Genomic DNA, 13,889 nt, shown 5'->3' with positions numbered 1-13,889 from the left:
ACCATGAGGGGCCGCTGAGGGCGGGGCCGGGCTCAGCCGACGAGACCGTCCGCCAGCTCCTCGCTCAGATTGGACTCCGTACCCGGAATCCCGAGGTCCTGTGCCCGCTTGTCGGCCATGGCCAGCAGCCGGCGGATCCGGCCCGCGACGGCGTCCTTGGTCAGCGGCGGATCGGCGAGCGCGCCCAGCTCCTCCAGGGAGGCCTGCTTGTGCTCCATCCGCAGCCGGCCGGCCGCGGCGAGATGCTCGGGCACCTCCTCGCCGAGGATCTCCAGCGCGCGCTGGACCCGGGCACCGGCGGCGACCGCGGCACGGGCGGAGCGGCGCAGATTCGCGTCGTCGAAGTTGGCGAGACGGTTGGCCGTGGCCCGGACCTCGCGGCGCATCCGCCGCTCTTCCCAGGCCAGCACCTGGTCATGCGCGCCGAGCCGGGTCAGCAGCGCGCCGATCGCGTCCCCGTCCCGTACGACCACACGGTCCACTCCGCGCACCTCACGGGCCTTCGCGGCGATCTGGAGCCTGCGCGCGGCACCGACGAGCGCGAGGGCGGCCTCGGGACCCGGGCAGGTCACCTCCAGCGAGGAGGAGCGGCCGGGCTCGGTGAGCGAGCCGTGCGCCAGGAACGCACCGCGCCACGCGGCCTCCGCGTCACAGGTGGCTCCCGAGACGACCTGCGGCGGCAGTCCCCGGATCGGGCGTCCACGGCCGTCGACCAGCCCGGTCTGCCGGGCGAGCTGATCACCACCGGTGATCACCCGTACGACGTAACGGCTGCCGCGGCGCAGTCCGCCCGGAGCCATCACCACCAGCTCCGAGTTGTGCCCGAAGATCTCCAAGATGTCCTTGCGGAGCCGGCGCGCGGCGATGCTGGTGTCCAGCTCCGCCTCGATCACGATGCGGCCGCTCACCAGATGCAGCCCGCCCGCGAACCGAAGAATCGCCGAGACCTCCGCCTTCCTACAGCATGTCCGGGTGACGGGGAGGCGGGCGATCTCGTCCTTCACCGCTGGCGTCATCGCCATGGGCCGATCCTTCCATGCATCCGAAAAATACGGTCGTACGCGGCTGCCAACAGCTCCGGATCATGGACCGGGGAACTGTCGGACGCTGCCACCGGCGCCAGCTCGACCGCGGCACCGAACCGGCCGGCGGCATCGGAGAGTGACTCACGGTCGGGCACGGCGGCCTTGTCGGCCAGCACCACGTCCAGGGCGAGTTTAGGGGCGTGTCGCCCCAAAACCTCCAAATGACGCTGCGGTGAGAAGCCATCGGTTTCACCGGGTTGTGGTGCGAGGTTCAGCGAGAGGACTCTTCGGGCCTTGGTCTCCATGAGCGCGTCGAGCAGTTCCGGCACCAGAAGATGCGGGATCACCGAGGAGAACCAGGAGCCCGGACCGAGTACCACCCAGTCCGCGTCCCTGACCGCCGCGACCGCCTCGGGAACGGCCGGCGGGTCGTGCGGCACGAGATGCACCGACTGCACCTCTCCCGGCGTGAGCGCGACCGTCGCCTGGCCGCGCACCGTGTTCACCTCGTCGGGGTACGCCGGGTCATGGCCCCGTACGAGCGCCTGCAACTCCAGCGGCACGGCGGACATGGGCAGCACCCGGCCGTGCGCGCCGAGCAGCTTGCCGACCAGGTCCAGAGCCTGGACATGGTCGCCGAGCTGCTCCCAGAGGGCGACGATCAGCAGATTGCCCACCGCGTGCTCATGGAGATCGCCCTGGGACTGGAAGCGGTGCTGGATCACCCGCGCCCAGGTCTGGCCCCAGTCGTCATCGCCGCAGAGCGCCGCCAGTGCCTTGCGCAGATCGCCGGGCGGCAGCACGCCCAGCTCCTCCCTGAGCCGCCCGCTGGAGCCTCCGTCGTCGGCGACGGTGACCACGGCGGTCAGATCTCCCGTGATGCGCCGCAGCGCCGCGAGAGAGGCGGACAGGCCCATACCACCGCCGAGCGCGACGACCTTCGGCTGGGCACCGCGCCCGCGCGCCGACTGTGCGGGTGCTCCCCGGCGCAGTCGGCGCATCCGGAAGGTGCGTCCGGTCACTCGCGCCCCATGTCCCGGTGCACGACGACGGTCTCGATTCCGGCGGAGACGAGGCGGGCGGCGACCTTCTCGGACATGGCCACGGAGCGGTGCTTGCCGCCCGTACAGCCGACCGCGACGGTCACATACCGCTTGCCCTCGCGCCGGTATCCGGCGGCGATGAGCTGGAGCAGCTCGGTGTAGCGGTCGAGGAACTCCTTGGCGCCCGGCTGGTTGAAGACATACGCGGACACCTCCTCGTTCAGTCCGGTGAACGGGCGCAGCTCCGGCACCCAGTGCGGATTGGGCAGGAAGCGGCAGTCCACCACCAGGTCGGCGTCGACCGGCAGTCCGTACTTGTAGCCGAAGGACATCACCGTGGCCCGCAGCTCCGGCTTCTCGTCGCCGGCGAACTGGGCGTCCATCTTGGCGCGCAGCTCGTGCACATTGAGGCTGGAGGTGTCGATCACCAGATCGGCGTCACCGCGCAGCTCGCGCAGCAGATCGCGCTCGGCCTCGATGCCGTCCACGATCCGGCCGTCGCCCTGGAGCGGGTGCGGACGCCGTACGGACTCGAAGCGGCGGACCAGCGCCTCGTCGGAGGACTCCAGGAAGACGATCCGCCGGGTGACCTCCTTGGCGTCGAGGTCGGCGAGGGACTCGCGGAGATTGTCGAAGAACCGTCTGCCGCGGACATCCACGACCACGGCGATCCGTGCCACATTGCCCTGCGAGCGCGCGCCCAGCTCCACCATGGTGGGGATCAGCGCGGGCGGCAGATTGTCCACCACGAACCAGCCGAGGTCCTCCAGGCATTTGGCGGCGGTGCTGCGGCCGGCGCCCGACATTCCGGAGATGATCACCAGCTCGGGAATGGCCGCCTCGCCGGTGTCACCTGCCTCCTTGGTGGTGCCCGTACTCACGTGCTCCGCTCCGTCCCGGTCGTGCTCAGTCATGCGTGCTGCCCCCGTCGTCTTCCATGATCTCTCCTGTTGCCGTGTTCACGGCGGGTGCCGCCGGGGCCGCCTTGGCGAGGGCCACGACGACGGACTCGGCCGTCTTGCGGCCCAGGCCCGGTACCTCGCAGATCTGGTCGATTGTCGCCTGCCGCAGCCGCTTCACCGAGCCGAAATGCTTGATGAGCGCCTGTTTGCGGGACTCGCCGAGGCCCGGGACCTCGTCCAGCGGGCTGGTCCTGACGCGCTTGGCGCGCTTGGTCCGCTGATAGGTGATGGCGAAGCGGTGCGCCTCGTCGCGTACGCGCTGGAGAAGGTAGAGGCCCTCGCTGGAGCGCGGCAGGACGACCGGATCGTCGTCGCCGGGCAGCCAGACCTCTTCGAGGCGCTTGGCGAGCCCGCAGACGGCGACATCGTCGATGCCGAGTTCGTCGAGGGCCCGCTTGGCCGCCGCGACCTGGGGCTGTCCGCCGTCGACCACGACGAGCTGAGGCGGATAGGCGAAGCGCCGGGGCTTGCCGTCGTCGTCGGAGCGGGCGGGGACCTCATGGGTCTCATGTGGCTCATGGGTCTCACGCGCGGCGTCCGGGGAGCCGTGCGCAGCGGGGGCCGAGAGGTCCGTGCCGGAGGCCGCAAGGGCGCCGCCGGGGCTGTTCCCGTTCCCGTTCCTGCTCCCGTTCCCGAGGGACTCGGCTCCGGCTGCGGCTTCGGCGGACTCCTCTTCGGCCCACTCTCCCGTACGCGTCTTCTCCACCAGGTACCGCTTGAAGCGACGGCTGATCACCTCGTGCATCGACCGGACGTCGTCCTGGCCCTCGAAGGTCTTGATCTGGAAGCGGCGGTACTCGCTCTTGCGCGCGAGGCCGTCCTCGAAGACCACCATGGACGCCACCACGTCGTCGCCCTGGAGATGCGAGATGTCGAAGCACTCGATACGCAGCGGCGCGCTGTCCAGGGCGAGGGCCTCCGCGATCTCCTCCAGGGCGCGGGAGCGGGTGGTCAGATCGCTGGCGCGCTTGGTCTTGTGCAGGACGAGCGCCTGCTGCGCGTTGCGCCCGACCGTCTCCATCAGGTCCTTCTTGTCGCCGCGCTGCGGGATCCGCAGCGAGACCTGGGCGCCACGGCGCTCGCTCAGCCACAGGGCGACGGCGTCCGTCTCCTCCGGCAGAGCGGGAACGAGGACCTCCTTGGGCACGGAGTCGCCGCTCTCCTCGCCGTAGAGCTGCTGGAGCGCGTGCTCGACCAGGCCCGCCGTGTCCACGGCCTCGACCTTGTCGGTGACCCAGCCGCGCTGGCCGCGGACCCGGCCGCCGCGGACATGGAAGATCTGTACGGCGGCTTCGAGTTCGTCCTCGGCGACCGCGATCAGATCGGCGTCGGTGGCATCGGCGAGCACGACGGCGTTCTTCTCCATCGCGCGGCGCAGGGCGCCTATGTCGTCACGGAGCCGGGCGGCCTTCTCGTACTCCATCTCCTCGGCGGCGGCCGTCATCTGCCGCTCCAGGCGGCGGATGTACGTACCGGTGCGGCCGGCCATGAAGTCGCAGAACTCCTCGGCCAGTTCACGGTGCTCCTCGGCGGTGACCCGGCCGACGCAGGGCGCCGAGCACTTGCCGATATAGCCGAGGAGGCAGGGACGGCCGGTGCGCTCGGCGTTCTTGAACACGCCCGCGGAGCACGTCCGTACGGGAAACACACGGAGCATCAGATCGACGGTCTCGCGGATGGCCCAGGCGTGTCCGTACGGTCCGAAGTAGCGCACGCCCTTCTTCTTGGCGCCGCGCATGACCTGGACGCGTGGGTACTTCTCGTTGAGCGTCACCGCGAGCGAGGGATAGCTCTTGTCGTCGCGGTACTTGACGTTGAAGCGGGGATCGAACTCCTTGATCCAGGAGTATTCGAGCTGGAGCGCCTCGACCTCGGTGGAGACGACGGTCCACTCGACGGAGGCGGCCGTGGTGACCATGGAACGGGTGCGCGGATGCAGGCTCGCCAGGTCCTGGAAGTAGTTGGCGAGCCGCTGACGCAGGCTTTTCGCCTTTCCGACGTAGATCACCCGGCGGTGATCGTCACGGAACTTGTAGACCCCCGGCGAGTCGGGGATCTGTCCCGGCTTGGGGCGGTAGCTGGAGGGGTCGGCCATGCCGTCCACCCTACTGTCGGCGACGGACAGTGTGACGGCGCCGGGGCACGGGAGCAGCCCGGCCGGTGGCCCTCAGGCCCGGGGACCGGCGATGAGCTTGCCGCCCTCCGCCGTGACCGGGACCTCCGGCAGCGGTACGGTCGCCGGGCCGTGGATCGCCTCGCCGGTGGTCACGTCGAACTTGCTGCCGTGGCACGGGCAGTCACCCACCGTGCCCTCCAGCTTCTCCAGGAGACAGCCGGCATGGGTGCACTGGGCGCTGAACGCCTTGTACTCGCCACGCGCCGGGCAGCTCACCACAAGACGCTGCTCGCGGAAGAGCTTGGCACCGCCGACCGGGATGTCGTCCGCCGCACCGAGCTCCACGGCCGCGGTGGGCGTGGGATTCTCGGCGTGCCCGAGCTTCGACTCGGTGGAACATCCGGCCACTCCGGCCCCGGCCACTCCGGCGAGCGCGACGCCCTTCAGTACGGTACGACGCTGCGCGAACGGGCCGTTCATGATGTCTCCACTGGTCAGAATTGCCGAATACCGCCTCCGACGATACCGACCGCCGCCCGGCCAACGGCGGGCGACGGCTCGGCGGAGCCGGTATGACGACGCCGGACAGGCCAGGGCCGCCCTGAGGCGAGCCGCCCTGGCCCCGGTGGTGTCAGGCTCGGCCGGAGGTCGCCGGGGCCTTCTTCGGCGCCGTCTTCCTCCGCGTCGTCTTCTTCGGCGGAGCCGCGTCGCTGATGCGTTCCGGATCCAGGATCTCCCGCAGGAACTTGCCCGTGTGGCTGGCCGGGATGCCCGCCACCTGCTCCGGCGTGCCCTCCGCGATCACCAGGCCGCCGGCGTTGCCGCCCTCGGGTCCCATGTCGATCACCCAGTCCGCCGTCTTGATGACATCCAGGTTGTGCTCGATGACGATCACCGAGTTGCCCTTCTCGACCAGACCGGACAGCACCGTGATCAGCTTGCTGATGTCCTCGAAGTGCAAACCGGTCGTGGGCTCGTCCAGGACGTAGACCGTACGGCCCGTCGAGCGCTTCTGGAGCTCGCTCGACAGCTTCACGCGCTGCGCCTCGCCGCCCGAGAGCGTCGGCGCGGACTGGCCGAGCCGTACATAGCCGAGACCGACCTCGTTGAGCGTCCTGAGGTGGCGCGAGATCGTCGGGACGGCCTCGAAGAAGTCCAGGGCCTCCTCGATCGGCATGTCCAGCACCTCGGCGATGGACTTGCCCTTGTAGTGGACCTCCAGCGTCTCCCGGTTGTACCGGGCTCCGTGGCAGACCTCGCACGGCACATAGACGTCCGGCAGGAAGTTCATCTCGATCTTGATGGTGCCGTCACCGGAGCAGTTCTCGCACCGGCCACCCTTGACATTGAAGGAGAAGCGCCCGGGCAGATAGCCACGGACCTTCGCCTCCATCGTCTCCGCGAAGAGCTTGCGGACATGGTCGAAGACACCGGTGTACGTGGCCGGGTTGGACCGGGGCGTACGGCCGATGGGCGACTGGTCGACATGGACCACCTTGTCGACCAGATCGTCCCCGTCGACCCGGGTGTGCCGGCCGGGCACCGACTTCGCGCCGTTCAGCTCACGCGCGAGATGCGTGTACAGGATGTCGTTGACCAGCGTCGACTTGCCCGAGCCCGAGACACCGGTGACCGCCGTGAAGACGCCCAGCGGGAACGACACATCGATGTCCCGCAGATTGTTCTCCCGCGCGCCGTGCACGGTGAGCCTCCGCTCCCCATCGACGGGCCTGCGGATGTCCGGCGTCGGGATGGACCTCTTGCCCGCCAGATACTGGCCGGTCAGCGACTCCTTGTTGGCCAGCAGTCCCTTCAACGGCCCGGAGTGCACGACCTTGCCGCCGTGCTCACCGGCGCCGGGGCCGATGTCGACCACCCAGTCGGCCACCTTGATGGTGTCCTCGTCGTGCTCCACGACGATCAGCGTGTTGCCCATGTCCCGGAGCCGGACCAGCGTCTCGATCAGCCGGTGGTTGTCCCGCTGGTGCAGCCCGATGGACGGCTCGTCCAGGACGTAGAGCACTCCGACCAGACCGGAGCCGATCTGCGTCGCCAGCCGGATCCGCTGGGCCTCACCGCCGGAGAGCGTGCCCGCCGCGCGGTTGAGCGAGAGATAGTCCAGGCCGACGTCGACCAGGAACTTCAGCCGTTCGTTGACCTCCTTGAGCACCCGCTCGGCGATCTTCTTGTCCCGGGCGTTCAGCTTGAGCTCGCCGAGGAACTCCGCGCAGTCGCTGATCGAGAGCGCCGAGACATCGGCGATGGACTTGTCCATGACCGTGACCGCGAGAACGATCGGCTTGAGCCGGGTGCCCTCACAGGTCGGACACGGCACCTCGCGCATATAGCCCTCGAAGCGCTCCCTGCTGGAGTCGCTCTCGGCCTCACTGTGCCGCCGCTTGACGAAGGAGACGGCTCCTTCGAAGGCGGGCGTGGTGTAGGCGCGCTCACGGCCGTACCTGTTCCGGTAGCGGACCTCGACCTGGGTCTTGTGGCCGTAGAGCAGGGCCTTCTTCGCCCGCTGCGGCAGCCCGGCCCACGGGATGTCCGTACGGAAGCCGAGGGCCTGCGCGAGCCCGCCGATCAGCCGGCCGAAGTACTCCCTGGTGTGGCCGTGCGACCACGGATGGATCGCGCCCTCGTCCAGCGACCTTTCCTCGTCGGGGACGATCAGCTCCGGATCGACCTCCATACGCGTACCGATACCGGTGCAGTCGGGGCAGGCGCCGAACGGCGAGTTGAAGGAGAAGGAGCGGGGCTCCAGCTCCTCGAAGGAGAGATCGTCGTACGGGCAGTAGAGATGCTCCGAATACATCCGCTCGCGCTCGGGATCGTCCTCGGGAAGATCCACGAAGTCGAGCACGACCATGCCGCCGGAGAGACCGAGCGCGGTCTCGACCGAGTCGGTCAGCCGGCGCTTGGCGCTGTCCTTCACCGTGAGGCGGTCGACCACCACCTCGATGGTGTGCTTCTCCTGCTTCTTCAGTGTGGGCGGCTCGCTGAGCTGGATCGTCTGTCCGTCGACCCTGGCCCGGCTGTATCCCTTGGTCTGGAGATCGGCGAAGAGATCGACGAACTCGCCCTTGCGCTCGCGCACGAGCGGCGAGAGGACCTGAAAACGGCTGCCTTCGGGCAGCTCCAGCACCCGGTCCACGATGGCCTGCGGCGACTGCCGGGAGATCGGCCGCCCGCACTCGGGACAGTGCGGCTTGCCGATCCTCGCGAAGAGCAGCCGGAGGTAGTCGTAGACCTCGGTGATCGTGCCGACCGTCGAGCGCGGATTGCGCGAGGTCGACTTCTGGTCGATGGAGACGGCCGGGGAGAGCCCTTCGATGAAGTCGACGTCCGGCTTGTCCATCTGACCGAGGAACTGCCGGGCGTACGAGGACAGCGACTCCACGTACCGGCGCTGTCCCTCGGCGAAGATCGTGTCGAACGCGAGGGAGGACTTGCCCGACCCGGAGAGCCCGGTGAAGACGATGAGGGAGTCACGGGGGAGGTCGAGCGACACGTTCTTGAGATTGTGCTCGCGCGCGCCACGGACGATGAGACGGTCGGCCACGCCGGTCCGCACCTTTCTGGGGGAAACAGGGGCGGAGCCCCCGTTCTCGGACTACGGAGGTCGCCAGAGCGATTGATTGCCAAGCGGTGGACTGCCCCGCACGGAAGCGCCGGGCTCGGATGTGCCTGCATGCGTGGTCCCCGCATGCGTTCTGCCTACATGCCAGGATGCCTCCCCCGAGCCTATAGCACGCGCATTCGATTTACGGAGCCCCTTCACCGCCTTCACCCGATCGAGTGGCACGGCTATCGTCGGCGCCATGATCGACCATGTGCGGGACCTGGCATCAGTACGCGAAGCGACCGAGCGGCTCCTCACCGCGGCCGGCGCACTGGACAACGCGGCGCTCGCCGCGCCGTCACGCCTTCCCGGCTGGAGCCGGGGCCATGTACTGGCCCATCTCGCCCGGAACGCGGACGCCTTGGTCAATGTGCTGGAAGGACGGCCCATGTACGAGGACGCCGCTTCCCGCGAGTCGGACATCGAGCGGGACGCGTCACGCGCCCTCGACGTACAGCTCGCCGATGTACGTAACACCGCCGAGCGGTTCCAGCATTCCGCGGCCGTGCCCGCCGACTGGTCCCGTGTCGTCGTCCTGCGCAACGGCGTCACGGATGTGGCGGCCCGTCTTCCGTTCCGCCGGCTGATCGAGATGGAGCTGCACCATGTCGATCTGGGACTCGACCGTGAGCTGGAGGATCTGTCCGAGGAGTTCACCGCACGCGAGATCGACTTCCTCACCGAGCGCTTCTCCGGGAACGCCGGAGTCCCGCCGCTGACCTTGAAGGCGTCCGACGGCCGCACCTGGCGCACCGGCCGTACGGAGGGCATCCCGCAGCCCGTCACCGGCCCGGCCGCCGATCTGATGGGCTGGCTCGCCGGGCGCCGCGACGGAGCCGCGCTGGAGTTCCCGGGCGGCTCCCTGCCCGTACTGCCGCCGCTATAGGCTGATCCGTATGACGTACAGCGGAGCGGTGAAGGTCGGCGGACCGGCGGATGTGCATGAACTGCCCGCCCTGATGATCTCCAAGGTCGCCGTCGGGCCGATGGAGAACAACGCCTATCTGCTGCGCTGCCGGGCCACCGGTGAGCAGCTTCTGATCGACGCGGCCAATGACGCCGCGACCTTGCTGACTCTGATCGGTGACGACGGCATCGCGTCCGTCGTCACCACACACCGGCACGGCGACCACTGGCAGGCGCTCGCCGAGGTCGTGGCGGCCACCGGTGCGCGTACCTACGCGGGCCGGTACGACGCCGAGGGCATCCCCGTACCGACCGATGTGCTGGTCGAGGACGGCGACACCGTCACCGTCGGCGAGATCGGGCTCACCGCACTCCATCTGGTGGGACACACGCCGGGCTCGATCGCGCTGGTCTACGACGATCCGCACGGCCATCCGCATGTCTTCACCGGTGACTGCCTCTTCCCCGGCGGTCCCGGACGCACCACGACTCCGGCGGAGTTCACCAGTCTGATGGACGGGCTCGAAGCCAAGATCTTCGACGCCCTGCCCGACGAGACCTGGATCTACCCGGGCCATGGGAACGACTCCATGCTCGGCGCCGAGCGCCCGCAGCTCACGGCCTGGCGCGCCCGCGGCTGGTGACCGCCGGGGCGCGCCTCACTGGTCGCCGATGCTGATCGCCGATCAGGATCAGGACCGGGATCGCGCCTGGACGCTGTCCTTGCTGCCCGCCTCGCCCGTGTCGCCCTCGCTGTCCGAACCGCCCGTGTCTCCCTTGCCGTCGCTCCCGGCCACGGCCGATGCCTCGCGCTCCGCCTGCTTCTTGGAGGCGATCAGGCTGGTGATCGTGGTGACGATCAGAACTCCGCAGATGACCGCCAGCGAGACCGGTATGGAGATCTCGGGGACATGTACGCCGGACTCGTGCAGCGCGTGCAGCACCAGCTTGACTCCGATGAAGCCCAGGATGACCGACAGACCGTAGCTGAGGTGCACCAGCTTCTTGAGCAGGCCGCCTATGAGGAAGTAGAGCTGCCGCAGGCCCATCAGGGCGAAGGCGTTGGCGGTGAAGACGATGTACGGGTCCTGGGTCAGACCGAAGATCGCCGGGATGGAGTCCAGCGCGAACAGCACATCGGTGGTGCCGATGGCGAGCATGACCACCATCAGCGGAGTCAGGACGCGCTTGCCGTTGTTCCGTATGAAGAGCTTGGTGCCGTGATACCTGTCGGCGACACCGAACCGCTTCTCGATGGACTTGAGCAGGCGGTTCTCCTCGAACTCCTCTTCCTCCTCGTCGGAGCGCGCCTCCTGGACGAGCTTCCAGGCGGTGTAGATCAGGAACGCGCCGAAGATGAAGAACACCCACGAGAAGCTGGCGATGATCGCGGCGCCCGCCGCGATGAAGACCGCGCGCAGGACCAGGGCGATCAGCACACCGATCAGCAGTACCCGCTGCTGGAGATGTGACGGCACCGAGAACTTCGCCATGATCAGGACGAAGACAAAGAGATTGTCGACACTGAGCGACTTCTCGGTGATGAAGCCCGCGAAGAACTCGCCGGACGCCTGGCCCGTACCGAAGACCATCAGCCCGAGGCCGAAGAGCGCGGCGAGGGCGATCCAGACGACCGTCCAGATTCCGGCTTCCTTCATCGACACGTCATGAGGCTTGCGCCCGATGAGGAAATCCACGGCAATCAGGGCGGACAGACCAAGAATGGTCAGCACCCACAGGGTCAATGAAACGTCCACTGCGCCTCCGGCTTCGTACGGCTACTGATCAGCGTCGTCGCTGCCGGAGGTCTCCTCCACCCGTGCGGCACCCGCCGCTCCCGGGCCGACGCCCCGGGACCGATGGCGGTCCGTACTGACGGGCACGTCGCGAGGTGGGAGTACTCCCCTCCGTTCCAAGAAACAGTACAGGAAAGACCAAGGAAAGGTAAAGAAAGAGGTAAAGGAGCTGGAAGTGTGCAGCTCAGCCGGGTGCGCGCCGTCGTGCGCCGGTGTGCGCCGCTCAGCGGCGCCAGGAGCGACGGGCGATGGCCACCTGTTCCAGGACCTGGAAGAGCACGCGGCTGCCCGGAGGCACGGTGGGAGGCTCGTACGTCCAGGCGTGGCCGACCCAGGGATCGGCGAGATGGTCGTCGGGGACCGGAGTGATCCGGAGCAGGGAGCGCCAGAGCGGATCCAGCACCGGTCCGTACGCGCTCGCGTCCTCGCGGTCCGCGACCATCAGCAGATGCACGCCGACCGACGGACCCTCGTCGGCGAGATAGCGGAGCTGCGTCACCGCGCGGTCGTCGAAGCCGTGCGGGAAGTCATTGACGATCAGTAGCTGTTCGGCGGTGTCCAGACCGGGCGGCAGCGACTCGGCGGCGCCGCCGCGCACCGCCATCTGCACCAGATCCACCCGCTCGGTCAGCTTCGCGAGGACGGCGGCCACTCCCGCGGCACCGGCGGCGGGCGGTCCCGCCAGCGCGCCGGAGGCGGTCAGCGGCGCCAGCGAACGGGCCGCGGAACCGGCCGGGTCGATGACATGGACCGTGAACTCACCGGGCGGATAGACCGCGAGCAGCCGCCCGGCATGAGCGACGGCGGTGTCCAGGGCGAGCCCGCGGAGCTGCGCCTCGTCCATCATCAGGGCGGCCTCGGAGCCGGACCGGCCGCTGTCGACCCACAGCCCGCGCTCCAGCGGCAGCCGCACCAGCATCGGGATCCGCAGGTCCGGGCGCTCGGGCAGATGGACATCGCCCAGGCGCAGCGCCATCGGGATCTCCATCGGTACGCGGTACGCGTGCCAGACCGGATTGTCCCAGCGGGCGTACGCGGCCGGCAGGGCCGGTTCGACGACCTCGGACTCGGCGACGAGCTGGGCGAGATCGCGGTCGAGGACCTCACGCGCCTGGGCGGCGAGCTGATCGTGCTTGGCGCGGGCCGCCTCCCGTGCCGCCTCGCCCGCTCCGCCGATGCGGTTACGGGGATCGGACAGGACGCGGTCCAGCTCCTGGTCGAGCCGGGACTCGGCGAAGTCGATCGCGCTGCGGTACGCGGCGACCGCGCGGGCCAGATCCTCGAACATGCCCCAGACCTGGTTGTAGAGCCGCTCGTCCATGGACCAGCCCGTGGCATCGCCCGCGACGGGACGGGGCTGCCGGCCCGGTTCGGCGGGCGGCGCGGCCGGAGGCGGCGTCGGTGGCGCGGAGGTCCGGCGCCCGGGATGCGTGTAGTTGACGGCTCCTCCGGCGCCACCGGTGGCGCCCGTACCGCTCGTACCACCGGAAGCGGCCGTCGTGCCGGAAGCCGCCGCCGTCCCGCCGGAAGCCGCCGGGCCGGCCTGCGGGACGGTGGAGCTGCTCTGGGTGGCCGCTCCCGCCGGTCCCGGCTGGGCGGCCGGACCGGGCGTGGCCGACGAGGACAGGCTGTCGGGCCTGACCCGTACACCGTCCTGGGCGCCGGGCAGCGGGATCTGCACCGTACTTGCCAGATGGCGGGCGACCGCCTCCTGGATACCGCCGGCGAAGGCGCGGGCCTGCGGCAGACCGTGGTCGCCGAACAGCTCGGCGAGCCCTCCCGCGTATCCCTGGCCGACGGCCCGGACCTTCCAGGCGCCCTGACGGCGGTAGAGCTCCAGGGCGACGACGGCGGACTCGGCGTCCAGACCGGTGAGGGTGAAGCTGGCGACCTCGGTGCCGTCGGTGGAGGTGACGGCGGCGAACGGAGCCGCGGTGGCGCCGAACCGGTCCGGTCCGCCGACGCCCTCGGGCAGGGCGAGCAGCACATGCACGAGATGCGCCTGCTCGGGCACTGCCTCCAGATCGATATGGAAGCGCAGCCCCGAAGCGGCCTGGCGGGACACCTCGATACCAGGAAGCGTGGGCGAGCCGGGATGGGCGATCCACTCGGTGCCGCGCACCGCGCCCTGTGCGTCGCCGAGCGTGGCGCAGGCCATGACCGGTGCGCCGGCCGTCACCCGGATCTCCAGGCGGGTGTGGGGCAAGGGATGGTTCTGCCCCCGGACCAGCTCGGCCGTCATCGCCTCTGTCCCCTCGTCGGTCACGCGTCGTTGTTCAGCTGTGGATTCAGCTACGGGTGGTCGGGTGGTGCTTGTACGGGTGGTGCCGTACGGGTCCACGGCAGCCGCGCAGCTCCCGGCGACCTGACTTCCGGGAGCTGCGCGTGCCGGCGAAACGCCGTGTCATACAGGTGCGTT

Annotated in this window: 10 protein-coding genes; 2 read left to right on the top strand and 8 right to left on the bottom strand. The window is 69.3% G+C overall.

Annotated features, from left to right (window positions below; all coding sequences use genetic code 11):
* Nucleotides 1–32 precede the first annotated feature (32 nt).
* From whiA to uvrA, 6 genes are all read right to left on the bottom strand, one after another.
* Nucleotides 33–1,022 carry a DNA-binding protein WhiA gene (gene whiA, locus ACFV6H_RS13810; RefSeq protein WP_093596687.1) on the bottom strand — a complete coding sequence of 330 codons (990 nt, stop codon included), beginning with the start codon at nt 1,020–1,022 and terminating at the stop codon, nt 33–35.
* Entirely contained in the window at nt 1,013–2,047 is a 1,035-nt protein-coding gene (gene yvcK, locus ACFV6H_RS13805; protein WP_384979606.1) for a uridine diphosphate-N-acetylglucosamine-binding protein YvcK, read from the bottom strand. Before yvcK ends, whiA begins: the two co-directional genes overlap by 10 nt.
* Nucleotides 2,044–2,982 carry an RNase adapter RapZ gene (gene rapZ / locus ACFV6H_RS13800; RefSeq protein ID WP_093596681.1) on the bottom strand — a complete coding sequence of 313 codons (939 nt, stop codon included), beginning with the start codon at nt 2,980–2,982 and terminating at the stop codon, nt 2,044–2,046. Before rapZ ends, yvcK begins: the two co-directional genes overlap by 4 nt.
* Nucleotides 2,975–5,125 (bottom strand): excinuclease ABC subunit UvrC, encoded by a 2,151-nt coding sequence (uvrC, locus tag ACFV6H_RS13795; RefSeq protein WP_385541366.1) that lies wholly within the window; start codon nt 5,123–5,125, stop codon nt 2,975–2,977. Before uvrC ends, rapZ begins: the two co-directional genes overlap by 8 nt.
* Before the next feature lie 72 nt (nt 5,126–5,197).
* On the bottom strand, nt 5,198–5,626 hold the full coding sequence (locus ACFV6H_RS13790; protein WP_385541364.1) for a Rieske (2Fe-2S) protein: 429 nt from the start codon (nt 5,624–5,626) through the stop codon (nt 5,198–5,200).
* 151 nt (nt 5,627–5,777) lie between these two features.
* A complete protein-coding gene (gene uvrA, locus ACFV6H_RS13785) occupies nt 5,778–8,708 on the bottom strand; it encodes an excinuclease ABC subunit UvrA (RefSeq protein ID WP_385541362.1) in 2,931 nt (976 codons plus the stop codon).
* A gap of 259 nt (nt 8,709–8,967) precedes the next feature.
* Between uvrA and ACFV6H_RS13780 the strand changes: the two genes are divergently transcribed.
* Both ACFV6H_RS13780 and ACFV6H_RS13775 read left to right on the top strand, forming a co-directional pair.
* Nucleotides 8,968–9,654: a maleylpyruvate isomerase family mycothiol-dependent enzyme gene (locus ACFV6H_RS13780; RefSeq protein ID WP_385541360.1), complete on the top strand. Its 687-nt coding sequence runs from the start codon at nt 8,968–8,970 to the stop codon at nt 9,652–9,654.
* A gap of 10 nt (nt 9,655–9,664) precedes the next feature.
* Complete coding sequence (locus ACFV6H_RS13775) at nt 9,665–10,318, top strand: MBL fold metallo-hydrolase (RefSeq protein WP_385541358.1); 654 nt, start codon at nt 9,665–9,667, stop codon at nt 10,316–10,318.
* Between the two features lie 48 nt (nt 10,319–10,366).
* Here the strand turns inward: ACFV6H_RS13775 and ACFV6H_RS13770 are convergent, their stop codons facing one another.
* Together ACFV6H_RS13770 and ACFV6H_RS13765 are read right to left on the bottom strand one after the other, a co-directional pair.
* Entirely contained in the window at nt 10,367–11,431 is a 1,065-nt protein-coding gene (locus tag ACFV6H_RS13770; RefSeq protein WP_385541356.1) for a TerC family protein, read from the bottom strand.
* A 262-nt stretch (nt 11,432–11,693) separates the two neighbouring features.
* Nucleotides 11,694–13,712, bottom strand: coding sequence for a TerD family protein (locus ACFV6H_RS13765; RefSeq protein ID WP_385541620.1), 2,019 nt, complete (start codon nt 13,710–13,712; stop codon nt 11,694–11,696).
* Between the last annotated feature and the right edge of the window lie 177 nt (nt 13,713–13,889).

Origin of the sequence: Streptomyces sp. NPDC059743 (assembly GCF_042732975.1) — a bacterium.
Classification (GTDB): domain Bacteria; phylum Actinomycetota; class Actinomycetes; order Streptomycetales; family Streptomycetaceae; genus Streptomyces.
The sequence above is the reverse complement of the archived record's forward strand: the minus strand, read 5'-3'. Positions and strand labels throughout refer to the sequence as shown.